This is a genomic window from Mycetocola lacteus (assembly GCF_003667575.1).
Taxonomy (GTDB): Bacteria; Actinomycetota; Actinomycetes; order Actinomycetales; family Microbacteriaceae; genus Mycetocola; species Mycetocola lacteus.
In genome coordinates, this window is the sequence record NZ_RCUY01000014.1 from 22,203 (window position 1) to 35,187 (window position 12,985).

General features: G+C 64.8%; 14 protein-coding genes. 9 read left to right on the top strand and 5 right to left on the bottom strand.

Features of this window, described 5'->3' with window-relative positions; genetic code table 11:
* Positions 1-33 precede the first annotated feature (33 nt).
* The gene (gene mtrA / locus D9V34_RS14560) at positions 34-714 is read right to left on the bottom strand and encodes an MtrAB system response regulator MtrA (protein ID WP_121689222.1); all 681 of its coding nucleotides are present in this window, start codon (positions 712-714) and stop codon (positions 34-36) included.
* A 253-nt stretch (positions 715-967) separates the two neighbouring features.
* Between mtrA and D9V34_RS14565 the strand changes: the two genes are divergently transcribed.
* From D9V34_RS14565 to D9V34_RS14585, 5 genes are read left to right on the top strand one after another with little or no spacing between them, the layout of a single operon-like run.
* Entirely contained in the window at positions 968-2,476 is a 1,509-nt protein-coding gene (locus D9V34_RS14565) for a glycerophosphoryl diester phosphodiesterase membrane domain-containing protein (protein WP_121689223.1), read from the top strand.
* The gene (locus D9V34_RS14570; protein WP_121689224.1) at positions 2,473-3,132 is read left to right on the top strand and encodes a DUF4129 domain-containing protein; all 660 of its coding nucleotides are present in this window, start codon (positions 2,473-2,475) and stop codon (positions 3,130-3,132) included. The genes D9V34_RS14565 and D9V34_RS14570 overlap by 4 nt, the downstream gene beginning before the upstream one ends.
* A complete protein-coding gene (locus D9V34_RS14575; RefSeq protein ID WP_121689225.1) occupies positions 3,129-4,379 on the top strand; it encodes a DUF4350 domain-containing protein in 1,251 nt (416 codons plus the stop codon). The genes D9V34_RS14570 and D9V34_RS14575 overlap by 4 nt, the downstream gene beginning before the upstream one ends.
* Positions 4,380-4,384: 5 nt before the next feature.
* Positions 4,385-5,368, top strand: coding sequence for an AAA family ATPase (locus tag D9V34_RS14580; RefSeq protein WP_121689226.1), 984 nt, complete (start codon positions 4,385-4,387; stop codon positions 5,366-5,368).
* Positions 5,369-6,700, top strand: coding sequence for a DUF58 domain-containing protein (locus D9V34_RS14585; protein ID WP_121689227.1), 1,332 nt, complete (start codon positions 5,369-5,371; stop codon positions 6,698-6,700).
* A 195-nt stretch (positions 6,701-6,895) separates the two neighbouring features.
* On the opposite strand, the gene D9V34_RS14590 is transcribed toward D9V34_RS14585, so the two are convergent.
* Positions 6,896-7,408: a DUF6790 family protein gene (locus D9V34_RS14590; protein WP_121689228.1), complete on the bottom strand. Its 513-nt coding sequence runs from the start codon at positions 7,406-7,408 to the stop codon at positions 6,896-6,898.
* Positions 7,409-7,464: 56 nt separating this feature from the next.
* On the opposite strand from D9V34_RS14590, the gene D9V34_RS14595 reads away from it, so the two are divergent.
* From D9V34_RS14595 to D9V34_RS14610, 4 genes are all read left to right on the top strand, one after another.
* Entirely contained in the window at positions 7,465-7,941 is a 477-nt protein-coding gene (locus D9V34_RS14595; RefSeq protein WP_121689229.1) for a MarR family winged helix-turn-helix transcriptional regulator, read from the top strand.
* A gap of 693 nt (positions 7,942-8,634) precedes the next feature.
* Positions 8,635-9,063, top strand: coding sequence for a hypothetical protein (locus tag D9V34_RS14605; protein WP_147441702.1), 429 nt, complete (start codon positions 8,635-8,637; stop codon positions 9,061-9,063).
* On the top strand, positions 9,060-9,860 hold the full coding sequence (locus tag D9V34_RS17645; RefSeq protein ID WP_147441703.1) for a hypothetical protein: 801 nt from the start codon (positions 9,060-9,062) through the stop codon (positions 9,858-9,860). Before D9V34_RS14605 ends, D9V34_RS17645 begins: the two co-directional genes overlap by 4 nt.
* A 141-nt stretch (positions 9,861-10,001) precedes the next feature.
* Positions 10,002-10,373 carry a hypothetical protein gene (locus D9V34_RS14610; RefSeq protein ID WP_183091989.1) on the top strand — a complete coding sequence of 124 codons (372 nt, stop codon included), beginning with the start codon at positions 10,002-10,004 and terminating at the stop codon, positions 10,371-10,373.
* A gap of 9 nt (positions 10,374-10,382) precedes the next feature.
* Here D9V34_RS14610 and D9V34_RS14615 read toward each other — a convergent pair whose 3' ends face one another.
* The 3 genes from D9V34_RS14615 to D9V34_RS14625 all read right to left on the bottom strand — a co-directional run bounded on the left by D9V34_RS14615 (position 10,383) and on the right by D9V34_RS14625 (position 12,921).
* The gene (locus D9V34_RS14615; RefSeq protein WP_121689233.1) at positions 10,383-10,742 is read right to left on the bottom strand and encodes a VOC family protein; all 360 of its coding nucleotides are present in this window, start codon (positions 10,740-10,742) and stop codon (positions 10,383-10,385) included.
* A 167-nt stretch (positions 10,743-10,909) separates the two neighbouring features.
* Positions 10,910-12,361, bottom strand: coding sequence for a catalase (locus D9V34_RS14620; RefSeq protein WP_121689234.1), 1,452 nt, complete (start codon positions 12,359-12,361; stop codon positions 10,910-10,912).
* Positions 12,362-12,456: 95 nt separating this feature from the next.
* A complete protein-coding gene (locus tag D9V34_RS14625) occupies positions 12,457-12,921 on the bottom strand; it encodes a Fur family transcriptional regulator (RefSeq protein WP_121689235.1) in 465 nt (154 codons plus the stop codon).
* Between the last annotated feature and the right edge of the window lie 64 nt (positions 12,922-12,985).

A 12,985-nucleotide genomic window follows, 5' to 3' on the forward strand; every position in this document is an offset into this window, starting at 1 on the left:
CGCGGAGAAGTAGTCTTCGGGCATCGTGGGCCGCTACTCGGCGCTCCCGGCTCGGTAGCCGACGCCGCGCACCGTCATGACGATCCGGGGGTTATCCGGATCGAGCTCGACCTTTGAGCGCAGACGCTGCACGTGGACGTTGACCAGGCGGGTATCGGCCTTGTAGTGGTAGCCCCAGACCTGTTCCAGCAGGGCTTCGCGGCTAAAGACCTGCGCGGGCTTGGCGGCCAGGGCGTGCAGGAGGTCAAATTCGAGCGGGGTGAGGTTGATTCGCGAGGCACCTCGGCGCACCTCGTGGCCGGCCACATCGAGGATCAGGTCGCCGATGGCCAGCTCGGTCGCCGATGCTTCGCTCGCGGGGCGCAGCCGGGTACGCACCCGGGCGACCAGCTCCTTGGGGTTGAACGGCTTCACGATGTAGTCGTCGGCACCGGATTCGAGCCCCTTGACCACGTCCGCGGTGTCCGACTTGGCGGTCAGCATGATGATCGGTACGCCGGATTCCTGACGCAGGCGGGTGCAGATTTCGATCCCGTCCATCCCGGGCAGCATGAGATCGAGCAGCACCAGGTCGGGCTTGAACTCGTGGAAGGCACCCACGGCGGCGGCACCGTCGGCGCAAAACTCCGGCTCAAAGCCTTCAGTGCGCAGCACGATCCCGATCATCTCGGCCAGCGCCGTGTCGTCATCAACCACCAAAATGCGTGGAGTCATCGATCCCGTTCTCAGTATTCGCCGCGGGTTTGCACCGCGCAGGGGGGGAAACACAGTTCCCCTCACACTACCCGTTGTCGCCGGTTTAAGAGACGTATTCTCCCGGTCGTGGCGATTTCCCGTCCGGTCAGGGGCCGATACACGACAAATTTGACGTCGCTTTCGCCCCGCGGGGCGTGACTCTGCACGCGCGGCGACTCGGTGTGTCACGATGGAGACACGCTAGCCGCCCCGATAGCCGAGGAGAACTCCGGTGACCGACCCACGTTCACAGCACCAGCCCGAGCAGAATAGTGCGCGCTCGGATGGGTTTGACCCGGGTATTCCGGCCTTCACTCCGCCCTCGGCGGGTAATTTTGACCCCGCCACGGCGGTCCCCAGCTGGACCACTCCGGGCTATCCGACGGCACCGACGATGCCCGCTCCGGGCGGGCCGGGACCGGGTGCCGGCCGTCCACACGGAAGCTATTCGCCCCCGGGATACACGGGGCCCGGTGCGAACCAGTGGCAGGCTGCCCCCAAACCGGGGCTCATTCCGCTGCGCCCGCTCGCCTTCGGCACGCTGATGGGTGCGCCATTTCGTGTCCTGACCCGCAATCCGCGCGCCAGCCTGGGTAGCGCACTCCTCCTCCAGGCACCGATCAGCATCCTCTCGATGGTGATTGCCGGCTTCGGAATGGTCTGGTTTACGGATCGCATCGCGAGCGCCTCGTATGCCGATCGCGATGAGATTGCCATCGGTAGCGGCGCGGTTCTTCTCCTGCTGCTGCTGATTCCGATCCTGCTCTCGGCGTTCAGCGTGGCCTTCCTCCAGGGAGTCCTGGTGAGCGAGGTTTCGCGCGCAACCATCGGCGAAAAGCGCCGAATGGGGGAACTGTGGAAGGCCGTCTGGCCCCGGGTAGGACACCTGTTCCTCTTCAGCCTGTTGCAGATCGGCGTGATGATCGTCGCGGTGGCCGTGATCGCCGGCGCCGTGATCGCGATCCTTGCGACCAACACCGACAACTGGGGGTGGGCGCTCCTGGCCGGCTTCCTGCTGGGTGCCGCCTTCTTCCTTCTGTTCGCCTGGCTGCTGATCAAAACCTCCCTGGTTCCCAGCGTGATTGTGCTGGAGCGCCGCGGGGTTGGCGCAGCCATTCAGCGTTCCTGGCGCCTGACCAACGGGTATTTCTGGAAGACGCTGGGTATTCAGTTCCTGGTTAACGCGATCGTCTCGGCGGTCAGCCAGATCGTGGTGTTCCCGGTCTCCATCGCCGTCAGCCTGCTGACCACACTGTTCATGCCCACCGGCGAGACCGATATGTATGGGGCGGTGATCAGCCAGGCGGTGCCGAGCCTGATCGTCGGGGTAATTTCGCTGCTGATTGGCTCGATTTCGGTGGTGATCCAGTCCTCCGTCGTGGCGCTGATCTATATCGATCTGCGCATGCGCAAGGAGGGTCTGGATATCGACCTGCTGCGCTACGTCGAGGCCGGCGCAACCTCGAGTGATCTGCCCGATCCGTTCAGCATCGTGCGCAGCGAGTCCGCGGCATCGGCGGGTCAGTATCGCTCGGGTGGACCGGCCGGACCACAGTCCTACGCGGCGCCCGGATATCCGGCAGCGCCCGGATATCCGGCAGCGCCCGGCTACCCGGCGGCTCCTGGATACCCCGCGGCACCCGGTTCGCAGGCAGCTCCCGGCCCGCACTCCCCCACCGGGCCCAGCTACCCGGCACCGCCCACGGACACCCCGAGCGGCTCAGATTCGGGAAACCAATGAGTGTGCGTTTTGCCGAGCCTCCGCTCACTCCCGATGTCCCGGAGGCACAGGACTGGCTGAGTAACGAGCTCGCAAAGCCCGAGTATGCGGCGGCCACCCCCAACCTTTTTGACCGCCTGGTGAACCAGTTTCTGCAGTGGTTGGGGCGTCTGTTCAGCGGCAACATCGACGGCCCCGGTGACTGGGTGCCGGTGTTGCTTTTGCTCCTGGTTGCCGCCGCGGTCATCGCCGTGGTGCTGATCTGGGGTCGACCACGGCTCAACCGTGCCCGCACCGCCTCGGTGCAGGCGCTGTTTGGTGAGCGTGACACCCGCAGTGCGGCCGAGATTCGCGCGGCGGCGGCCCGGGCGGCCGGTGCCGGCGACTATAACCTCGCGGTGTTGGAGGGGTATCGGGCTCTCTGCCGCGACCTGGATGAGCGCACGATTATTGCCCTGGATCCGGGCAGCACTGCCCACCAGGCAGCCATGGCCGCGGGCCACGCATTCCCCGAGTTTGGCGGCGTGCTGGCCCAGACGGCCAACGATTTCGATGCCGTCCGTTACCTCTCGGTCCCGGCCTCCGCCGAGCAGTGGGAGCGGATCCGCAGCACCGACTACGACCTGCGCGCGCAGCGTCCGGTGCTCGCCGGCGTGGGCGAGGGGATGCGGACATGAGTGTGCTCGAAACCGACACGACACCCGAGGTGGCCTCCCCCGCGCTGACCCCCACGGTCCGCGGATTCCTGCGTCAACGACGCTTCTGGATCATCGCGGCGGCGGTGATCGTCGTCACCGCCCTGATTCTGATGGTGCTTGGCAATGCCGGCAACGCCCGCGGTCGAGACCTCTCGGCCGAGGACCCCTCGCCGGTGGGATCACAGGCGGTGGCGAATGTGCTGCGGGACCACGGGGTCCGCATCACCGTTGCGCACTCCTTTGAGCAGGCAAAATCGGCGCTCGAATCCGCGCCCGGGACCCTCCTCTTCGCCGATACCGGCGGATATCTGGACGGCACTCGGGTGCAGGAACTCGCGAATACCGCAACCTCAACGGTGCTGGTGGACCCGGGATTCTCGATCCTGTCCGAATTTGATCTCGGCGTGATGCCCGCGGGCTTGGCCTCGGATGAGGTCTCCAAAGAGGTGGCCTGCCGGGTACCCGCGGCCGTCCGCGCGGGCAGCATCACCACCGGACGGGTGTTCCAGACCGAGTCCGCAACCGGGTGCTTCGGTACCCCCACCGACGGATACTCGCTGGTGGTGAGCGAGGATCACAAGGTGACCGTGCTCGGGTCGCGGTCGGTCCTGCAAAACGAATCCGTGCTGCGGGAGGGCAACGCCGCTCTCGCGGTGGGCCTGCTGGGGGAAAATACCCACCTGGTTTGGTACATCCCCACCGCGGCAGACCTGGAAGATACCGGTATCACCTCCCTCGAGGATGCGACGCCGGTCTGGCTCACCCCGGTTTTGCTGCTGCTGTTTGTCACCGCACTGGCGGCCTTTGTGTGGCGTGGACGTCGATTCGGCAAGCTCGTCGCCGAGGATCTGCCCGTGGTGGTTCCGGCCTCGGAAACCCGTCGGGGACGCGCCCGCCTCTACCAGCGGGTGGGCGCACGCACCCGGGCTCTGGATGCGCTTCGGATCGGGGTGGTGGATCGATCCAGCGCGCTGCTGGGCCTCCCCCGGCAGACATCCGCCGATGAGGTGGCCCTCGCCGTCGCCGACCGGCTGGGCCATTCCCGTGCCGACATCTTCGACCTGCTGATTGCCCGTCCGGCCTCCACCGAGGCCGAACTGGTCCAGCTCGCCCGAGCCCTTCACGATCTGGAGGACGCGCTGGCCGCGGCCCTGGATCCCAGCCGTCCGACATCGCCCGGGCAGGCACCCCACCATACCGATCCCTCGTCCCTCGACCGGAAGTAGCTACGATGACACTCAGCGCCGAAGAAATCCACGCCCGCGACAACAACCTGCGCGGTGCCCTGGCCCGGGTTCGGGCCGAGGTGGGCAAGTCCGTTGTGGGGCAGGACGCCGCCGTCAGCGGTCTGATCATCGCCCTCCTCGCCCAGGGGCATGTGCTCCTGGAGGGTGTGCCGGGTGTGGCCAAGACCCTGCTGGTGCGTACACTCAGTACCGCGCTGTCGCTGGACACCAAGCGGGTGCAGTTCACCCCCGACCTGATGCCGGGCGATGTGACCGGTTCGCTGGTGTACGACGCCAAGGCTGGAGATTTCGAGTTCCGTCGTGGTCCGGTCTTCACCAACCTGCTGCTCGCGGATGAGATCAACCGCACGCCCCCGAAGACCCAGTCGGCGCTGCTGGAGGCCATGGAGGAGCGCCAGGTGTCGGTGGACGGCGTCTCGCTGCCGCTGCCGAGCCCGTTCCTGGTGGCCGCGACCATGAACCCGATCGAGTATGAGGGCACCTATACGCTGCCCGAGGCCCAGCTTGACCGATTCCTGCTGAAGCTGGTGCTGGATCTGCCCGAGCGCGACACCGAGATCGAGGTGCTGCGCCGTCACGCGCTGGGATTCAACCCACGCGACCTGGGCGGAGCCGGCGTACAGCCGGTGCTCAGCGCCGAAGAGCTCACGGCCGCCCAGGCCGCCGCCGCACAGACCACCGTCTCCGGCGACGTGCTGGCCTACCTGGTGGATCTGGCCCGCGCCACCCGGCAGAGCCCGTCGGTGCGCATGGGTGTGAGCCCGCGTGGTGCCACCGCGCTGCTGGCCAGTGCTAAGGCGTGGGCCTGGCTGAGTGGATACCCGGCGGTGACCCCCGATCACGTGCAGGCGATGGTCCTGCCGGTCTGGCGTCACCGGTTGCAGCTGCGTCCCGAAGCCGAGCTGGAGGGTGTGTCCGCGGACACCATTCTGCGCTCGATCATGCAGCAGGTTCAGGTTCCCATCTAAATGGCGATCACCGGTTGGTTTGTGCTGGTTGTGGGCGCCGGGGTCATCCCGATCGTTGTGGGCACCGGTCTCGGCGGCAACCCGCTGTTGATTCTGGCGGGTTGGATAGCGCTGTCCGCGGTGTTGCTGATCCTGGATCTGGCCCTCGCCGCCTCGCCCCGCGCGCTGCGCCTGGTCCGTGGCGGTGCCTCGCGGGCCCGCCTGGGCGAGCCCACCGATGCCCTGCTGTACCTCACCAACACCGGTGCGCGCACGCTGGTGGGCATCGTTCGGGATGCGTGGATGCCGTCTGCCGGTGCCCAAACATCGCGCGCGCGAGTCCGGATTCCCGGTGGCGAGCGACGCCTGGTGCGCACGGTTCTGGTCCCCACCCGGCGGGGCGAGCGGCGCAGTGAATCGGTGACCATCCGCTCCTTCGGCCCGCTCAGACTCGCCGCCTGGCAGACCACCCTGTCGGCACCGGGTGCCCTGCGGGTGCTTCCGCCGTTCAGGTCGCGCCGTCACCTGCCCTCGCGGTTGGCCCGGTTGCGCGAGCTCGATGGCGCCACCTCGCTGATGGTGCGCGGTCAGGGCACCGAGTTTGACTCCCTGCGCGACTATGTCCGCGGCGATGATGTGCGCTCGATCGACTGGCGCGCCAGCGCACGCCGGATGGGCGGCCAGCCGGACGCGGGCGAGCACCTGGTGGTACGCACCTGGCGTCCCGAACGCGACCGTCGCGTCATCATCGTGGCCGATACCGGCCGTGCCGGGGCCGCCCGCATCGCCGATGAGCCGCGCCTGGATACCGCATTTGAGGCATCGCTGCTGCTGGCCGCGCTGGCCACCCGTGCCGGGGACCGTGTGGATCTGCTGTGCTTTGACCGTCGTATCCGCGGGCGGGTAACCGGCTCTACCGGTGCCGCCCTGCTGGAAAACATGGTGAACACCATGGCCGATATCGAGCCCGAACTAATCGAAACCGACTGGTCGGCCATTCCCGCGGAGGTGCGTCAGATCACCTCCCAGCGGTCGCTGGTGGTCATCCTGACCGCGGCCGAGAGCCCGGGATCCGCGGCCGATCTGATTGCCAGCCTGCCCGAACTCACCGCGCGTCACCTGGTGGTGGTCGCGTCGGTGCGCGATCCCGAAGCGCTGGCCGCCCGCCATTTTGTGGACAGCCGCGAGGATGTGTATGAGGCCGCCGGTGCCGAGCGTGCACTGTTGGATGCCGACCGGGTCGCCCAGGCATTGCGCCGCGTGGGTGCCGATCCGATTGCCGGTTCTCCGGAGGCGCTGCCCCCGCTCCTCGCCGACCACTACCTGGCGCTCAAACGGGCGGGCAAGCTCTAGCTGCTGGACGTTTCCTCCTGCAGGCCCATCCGCGCCGCTCCAGGAAGTCGGAGAGCCTTTCGGCGGGAACCAGGAGCAGCAGGGTGATCGGCGATCGCTCCAGTGGAGTCTCAAAAGCTGACCAGCCGGTCCGGGCCACGCTGGGTGCGCGGAATTCGACTCATGGATTCATCCCCCTCGGGTGCGCGTGACCGTTTAGGAAACCGTGGCCGGTGACGCGGCCTCCAGTCGACGACTGCGGACGGCCAGGATGATCATCACGGCCGGAATCAGCACGTCATAGGCCAGCACGCCGCCGGTGTTCCCGGGCTCCCAGTTGCCGTGGGCCAGCGACTGATAGACGTGACCGAGGGTGGCACCCCAGAGGAACATCCCGGCAATCAGGCCGATCGTGATGCGCTCCCGGGCACCGGCGTGTACGGCACGGAAACCACCGATCGCCAGGCCGAGATTTGCGAAGGCGATCTCGGTGACAAACGGGGTCTGCTGGAATCCGATGGCGGTGGTCATCACGTCGGGGATGACCAGGAATGACAGGGTCATCCAGGCGCTTCCGCACCCGAGCGCGGCCACCGCCCACCAGCGCTGCCAGATTTCCAGGCGCGGAAGTTTCGTGGATCGTGCCGAGTGAATGCTCGCCCCGATCACGGCGATCAGCAGCCAGAGGGCGGGAACGGACGTTTCAAAAATGAACTGTGAGGTAGACATGCCGACAGTCTTGCACACGCAATATTGCATGCACAAGACTGCGCTATACTGATCACATGGATGATGGAATTGCCGACCTGCTGCACCGCGTCGTCGCGACCTTTGGCGATCTTGCACGCCAGCGCATGGCCGCCGGCGACTCCGCGCTGACGTATACCCAAATTCGGATTATCGGCACCCTGGAGGAATCTCCGGGAATGACCCAGCGTCAACTCTCCGACTCCGTCGGCCTCTCCGAAGCGGCGACATCCCGAGCCCTGCGCACGCTGCGCGACGAGGGATTTGTGGACATCATCACCGATCCCACCCACGCCAAGCGACGCCTCGCCTCGGCCACCCCCGCGGGTCTCGACGCGTTCCACGCCTCGGGCACCGCGAGCGCAACCCAGCTTCGCGAATGGCTGATCCGCGAGGGCTTCCCCTATGATCGCTACCTCGCCGACTCGCAGCATCTTGCCGAGCTTCTCGGGTCACTCAACCAGGCCCCCCAGTCGGCTCCAGTCGCCAATGCTCCGGCAGCCCCCGGAGAATAGGGCGTCACGCCACCATCCAGTTTCGGACACGCACCACTACTGCCGCGATGCCGGTGCAACGTTTAACCCCAACGATCACCGCCAGCCGGCGCTGATTTTCACCGGGGAAAGCGGTGCACGTGCGCAGGTACTGGCAGATTCTCGCCCTCATTCTGGCCCTCGCGGCCGGGTGGCTCTACTTCTCAGCGCCTGGATTTCGAGTAAATAACATCGATGCGTACGTCTGGTGCGATCCGCTCGCGCCTCAGATCGGAACTCAGGTCTCGCTGTATTCGTCGCCGGGCGAGCGCGGAGAAATCGTTGATCAATACGTCGACTCAATGCTTCACGACGGAGAGGATCGCCGCTCCAGTACCGCAGATCGGGTCCGTTCAACCCTGGATCTCCGCTGCCAGGACGCGAGAGCGGGCAGGCAGGCAACGTTCAACGGCGTGCTCACGATTTCGGTGTTGTTTGTTGTCTGGTGGCGCACCAGAGCCGTTTCAGCGCCTCCTCGGAAAAACCTCACATCCAAGGAGCGCTAGTGGCCGACACCCCAGCAACTATCAGAGCACTCGTAAGGACCATGATTATGCACCGAAAAACATTGGGAGCTGTGCAACGCATTGTGATTACCGCAGCCGAGGCTCCACTCAACGTCCGATGCCGGATCGGATTTAGACGAGGCTCTCGTCACCGTGAAACGTGGACACGATGAGGAGAATCCCACACATCCTCGCAACTCTTTTGATCTTCTCGGTTGGGTGGCTATTCCTCACTGCACCAAGTTTCAGCGTTCCCAACACCTACGAACGTCTGCAGTGTCAACCACTCGGCGATATCTCTGATAACCCGCGGTCCCTCATCGGTGGCCCCCTCGAAAACGTTGACGTAATTGACCGCTATCTCACATCGACCGGGTCGAATAGCGAACAGCGCATCCAAAACTCCATCGACGAGGCGAACGCCACAGCCATCCAAATCTGCCAGGACCTGCGCAGCAACCGCCAAACCACGATCGTCCTGCTGTTGGCACTGATCATTTTGATCGGCATCGGGCTCTGTGCCGCCTCGGTTAAACGATCTCTGACGAACAAATTGCCCGGATCCGCTCCGAACACGGATGGAGAACCCGTCACATGAACTATTCAACGCTCAGCGCAACCATCGGGCAGCTTAAACAGGCGTCGATAGACGCCTACATGCGGGGAAAAGGGTGGCGGATGGCGGGCGATCAGTATGTGCTTTCCGCTGGGACTACTTCACTGTCGGCCACCCGACCGAACTCAAGCGGCAGCGGGGGCGGGCGCGTTACCGGACTAATTCCCCAGGCCCAGGCGGAAGAATTTGCGGCAGCCTTTGCGGATATCTCGGATGAGATAGATGCGCTCCTCTACCCCTGGGAGAGTCTCCCCGATCCTGATGGGATAGAGGAAGTTTTGGAATCATGTAGGCGCACCACTCAACGACTCTCAGGTGCAAGCTCCGTATCTAACGGCGAGCTGATGGCCGCGGGAAACATAGCAAGCTATCTGAAACTCATAGATCAAAACACGATCGCGTTGTCCGGAATCACGATTGCCACATTCAAGGCCAAATTTCTTGCACAACTCGGTGTGACCGCTGGTGGTCTCCATGCAATTTCGCTGGCGAGGGGAGCCAACATTGCCGCACAGAAGGGTATTTGGACCAGGGCTCGCAAAAATGTAGTTGAAATTGTTTCTAACGCGCGCGATGCAATGACTGCCATTTCCTCCGGAAAATCCGGATTAGCAGAAACCACACTTCAGGTCGCCGGATGGGCAGGCAAAGGCCTCTCGATTTTCGCTTCCGGAGGGGTCTCTGTTGCTCTTGAAGTTGTGAATCTTGGCATCTCCATTCTCTCAGAGACAGATCAGAAAAGGGTTGAAGCCTCGTACAAAGCGATATCTTTTGACTAGGCAATGACGGGTTTAGGCACCGCCCTAGACAAGCTCAATGGACAGATTAAAGACGAGGAACGCGCGATCGAAGCAAACGCCAAACACAACCTCAACAGCGTGCAAAACTCACGCTCCCCCTACGATCCATCCCAACCGCCGATGGCCAGTAGCGACGGGATCATCATTCTTGATAGACAGCTGGTGGACGAAATCGTGAGGTCGTATCTCCCCGAAATTGGGATCGAACTTGAAGACATTGCCGCCAAAGATCGCAACTGTGACGCTTCCTCCCATGTCATGCGCAGCCCGGAACTCGGAATGAGCGCGACCGGCCCGAGTAACAGCATTCGCGAGCTGAACTGGCAGCTGTATAAGCTCCTCAAGGATCTTGCCTGGGAAGTGGACAACGGTGCCCGCGTCCTCTCGCTGGCCATCGCCGACCTGATGGACGAGGACGAAAATGCCGCGGCCGAGCTGGTCCGCCTAGCCAACCAAATCGCCCAGGGCACCCCGACCGACCCGTGGGGCTAGTGTGATCGTCTAGTCGTGCGCGTCGCCGATGCAGAATACGGTCCCAAAGGGGTCGGTGAACACATCCCACTGAATACCCGGAAACTCATGGTGGGCCTGATGCTCGGCACCCGCCGCACGCACCGAATTCAGCAGGGCTTCACGCTCCTCACCGGCCTCCAGATCGAAATCGAGGTGGATCAGGTTTTTCCCCGGTGTCGGGTCCGGAACCTTCGCGAACCCCAGGTTGATGCCGGGAATAGCACCCGAAAGCACCAGGAACTCCCCCGTCCCACCCACATCGTTGAGTGCGCCGCCCAGAAGTTCCGCCCACCAGGCAGCCACGGGCGCCGGGTCGAGGGTGTCCAGGGTGATCATGCCGAGTCGCATCGGGGGTCCTTTCGCCGGTGAAGAGTATCCCCAGCGTAGCCGGATCCCCCGACCGTTCGCCAGAACCTCGCCAGCACCCAGCAGCGCCACGGAGGTCGCCTGGAAACCACAAACCGCACGACGCCGCCGGTGAGGGCGACGCCGTGCGGCGGAGCGGGGAACCGAGCCTAGGCGGCCAGGTTGGCGGCGAGCGCCGCCCCCAGGGTTGCGTCCACGTTGGTCCAGTAGGCGATGGCCCGGGCACGGATCTCGGTGTTCTGGACGGCACCCACGTGACCGGTGATGGTGGCCAGCAGGCGGGCGCGCTGCGCGTCATCCATGACCTCGCGGACGAGGGTTCCGGCCTGACCGAAGTCGTCGTCCTCGGCGTGCAGGCTGGCGGCGGTCCGAGCGAACTCGCCGTCGTTCTCCCAGCCACGCTCATCGGCGGCATAGGCGGAATCTCCGGCGGGGCCACCCACCGAGTTCGGTGCGTAGACCGGGGTCGATGCGGAGTTGAACGAGTAGCGTGCGGCACCGTCCTGCGAGTACGAGTGAACCTCGTTCTTGGGGGCGTTCACCGGCAGCTGAGCGTGGTTCGTGCCCACGCGGTAGCGGTGTGCATCCGCGTAGGAGAAGATGCGGGCCAGCAGCATGCGGTCGGGGCTGGCGGCAATACCCGGCACGAAGTTCGAGGGGGCGAAGGTGGCCTGCTCGATCTGCGCGAAGTAGTTCTCCGGGTTGCGGTTCAGCTCAAACTGACCCACCTCGATCAGCGGGTAGTCGGCCTTGGGCCACACCTTGGTGAGGTCGAACGGGTTGAAGCGGTAGGTCTTGGCATCCTCGTAGCCCATGACCTGAACCGAGACGGTCCAGCTCGGGAACTCCTCGCGCTCGATGGCGTCGTGGAGGTCGCGGATCATGTAGTCGGCGTCGGTTCCGGCCAGACGCTCGGCCTCTTCGGCGGTCAGCGAGGCATTGCCCTGGTTGGTGCGGAAGTGGTACTTGACCCAGAACCGCTCACCCTCGGCGTTGATCCACTGGTAGGTGTGCGAACCGAAGCCGTCCATGTGACGCCAGTTGGCGGGGATACCGCGGTCACCCATCAGCCAGGTCACCTGGTGTGCACTCTCCGGGGAGAGCGACCAGAAGTCCCACTGCATGTCGTTGTCGCGCAGGTGGCTACCCGGCAGACGCTTCTGCGAGTGGATGAAGTCGGGGAACTTGATGCCGTCGCGGATGAAGAACACCGGGGTGTTGTTACCCACCAGGTCGTAGTTGCCCTCGGTGGTGTAGAACTTCAGCGCGAAACCGCGCGGGTCACGCCAGGTGTCGGGGCTTCCGGCCTCACCGGCGACGGTCGAGAACCGGGCCAGAGCCTCGGTGACCACGCCGGGCTGGAACAGCGCGGCCTTGGTGTAGGCCGAGACATCGTGGGTCACGGTCAGGGTACCGAAGGCTCCGCCGCCCTTGGCGTGCACCACACGCTCCGGCACACGCTCGCGGTTGAACTGGGCGAGCTTCTCAACGAGGTAGTGGTCGTGCAGCGGGATCGCACCGTCGCGGCCGATCGCAAGCGAGTGCGAATCGGCGCTGACCGGGGCGCCGGAGTTGGTGGTGGTGGTCGGTGATTCCGTCATGGTGATCTCCTCTTTTTTCGCTGGCAAGTACCCCGATGTGGCAGCTGCCACCGGGGTGTGTCACAGTGTCCGGGTATAGGCCGGGACCGTCTGGTTCAGGAGACGGGTTCGGCCGTGTTTTCCGCGCGGGCCACCTCGTCCTGGCAGGCCGGACACAGCCCCCAGAACGTGACCTCGGCGGTCTGCACCGTGTATCCCGAGGCGTTGCCCGGGTGCAGGCACGGAGCGTGCCCCACAACACAGTCCACATCGTTGATCGCACCGCAGCGGGTGCACACGATGTGATGGTGGTTATCATCCACCCGACGCTCATACCGGGCCGGGGAACCGGCCGGTTCGATCCGACGCAACAGGCCGGCATCGGTGAGCGCAGACAGGACGCCGTAGACGGCCTGCACCGAGGTGTCCGGGAGGTCCGCGAGGACCCGCTCAAACACGGTGCCGGCATCCACATGCGACTTCTCGCCCACCGCGCCCAGCACCGCAAGACGCGGGGCGGTGAGGCGGAGCCCTGCGCCGCGAATGGCGTCGGAGAGTTCCTCGGTGGTGGCGACTGTCATGACACCCACCCTACACGTTTTTTTGAATGACTAAAAATAACGAGGGGTTTCCGTGTGGCGAACG

Coding starts and splice junctions, on each gene's coding strand:
- D9V34_RS14580 (WP_121689226.1), top strand. CDS start 4,385: ATGACACTCAGCGCCGAAGAAATCCACGCCCGCGACAACAACCTGCGC.
- D9V34_RS14595 (WP_121689229.1), top strand. CDS start 7,465: ATGGATGATGGAATTGCCGACCTGCTGCACCGCGTCGTCGCGACCTTT.
- D9V34_RS14615 (WP_121689233.1), bottom strand. CDS start 10,742: ATGCGACTCGGCATGATCACCCTGGACACCCTCGACCCGGCGCCCGTG.
- D9V34_RS14610 (WP_183091989.1), top strand. CDS start 10,002: ATGGCCAGTAGCGACGGGATCATCATTCTTGATAGACAGCTGGTGGAC.
- D9V34_RS14570 (WP_121689224.1), top strand. CDS start 2,473: ATGAGTGTGCGTTTTGCCGAGCCTCCGCTCACTCCCGATGTCCCGGAG.
- D9V34_RS14575 (WP_121689225.1), top strand. CDS start 3,129: ATGAGTGTGCTCGAAACCGACACGACACCCGAGGTGGCCTCCCCCGCG.
- mtrA (WP_121689222.1), bottom strand. CDS start 714: ATGACTCCACGCATTTTGGTGGTTGATGACGACACGGCGCTGGCCGAG.
- D9V34_RS14590 (WP_121689228.1), bottom strand. CDS start 7,408: ATGTCTACCTCACAGTTCATTTTTGAAACGTCCGTTCCCGCCCTCTGG.
- D9V34_RS14605 (WP_147441702.1), top strand. CDS start 8,635: ATGAGGAGAATCCCACACATCCTCGCAACTCTTTTGATCTTCTCGGTT.
- D9V34_RS14620 (WP_121689234.1), bottom strand. CDS start 12,361: ATGACGGAATCACCGACCACCACCACCAACTCCGGCGCCCCGGTCAGC.
- D9V34_RS14625 (WP_121689235.1), bottom strand. CDS start 12,921: ATGACAGTCGCCACCACCGAGGAACTCTCCGACGCCATTCGCGGCGCA.
- D9V34_RS14585 (WP_121689227.1), top strand. CDS start 5,369: ATGGCGATCACCGGTTGGTTTGTGCTGGTTGTGGGCGCCGGGGTCATC.
- D9V34_RS17645 (WP_147441703.1), top strand. CDS start 9,060: ATGAACTATTCAACGCTCAGCGCAACCATCGGGCAGCTTAAACAGGCG.